Here is a 614-nt window from a genome sequence, read left to right as displayed (position 1 = left end):
ACGTAGGACAGGTGCCGTGTTCGCGGGGGTCCACGGCTCCCTGCAGGGCAGGTGCCCGCGCTCGCGGGGTGTCTACGGCTCCCTGCAGGGCAGGTGCCCGCGCTCGCGGGGTGTCTACGGCTCCCTGCAGGGCGGGCGCCGTGTGCGCGGGGCCGGTCTGCGGGGTCACGTGCGGCGCACACTCTGCGCGCGGCCGGCCTCCGGCTCCGCAGCGACAGCTTCGGCGGCTTGTGGCTCCCCGTGCGGCAGTCGCCGCGCTCGCGGGGCGGGCTACCACGCCCCGTAAGGCAGGCGCCGTGCTCGCGGGGCGGGCTACGGCTCGCTGGTCTCCGACTCCAGCCGTTCCCGGGTCGGCAGGTCGTACACCCCGCGTTCCGACCCCTGGAGGCCCCGCTGCCACTGGTACGTGGCGACCGCGTCCTCGACCCCCTCGTTGTAGTGGCCGGAGGGCTTGCGGCCGTAAAGGCCGACCTGGGTGAGCCGTAGTTCGAGTTCGACCACCTCCGGGCCCTCGGATCCCCGCCGCAGTACCGGCGGCGCGGTCTCCTGCGCCGCGTCCGCCCCGGCCGCCGGCTTCGTCGCGGCGGAGGACTTCGATCCGCTGCGCATACGTC

General features: G+C 75.2%; 1 protein-coding gene. It reads right to left on the bottom strand.

Annotation, left to right across the window (positions count from 1 at the left end):
* Nucleotides 1-312: 312 nt before the first annotated feature.
* Nucleotides 313-614, bottom strand: a 302-nt coding sequence (locus EHS43_RS45635) for a peptidoglycan-binding domain-containing protein (protein WP_260471042.1), incomplete at its 5' end; no start/stop codon positions are given.

The organism is Streptomyces sp. RP5T (genome assembly GCF_003933965.1).
In the GTDB taxonomy this organism is placed as follows: domain Bacteria; phylum Actinomycetota; class Actinomycetes; order Streptomycetales; family Streptomycetaceae; genus Streptomyces.
The sequence above is the reverse complement of the archived record's forward strand: the minus strand, read 5'-3'. Positions and strand labels throughout refer to the sequence as shown.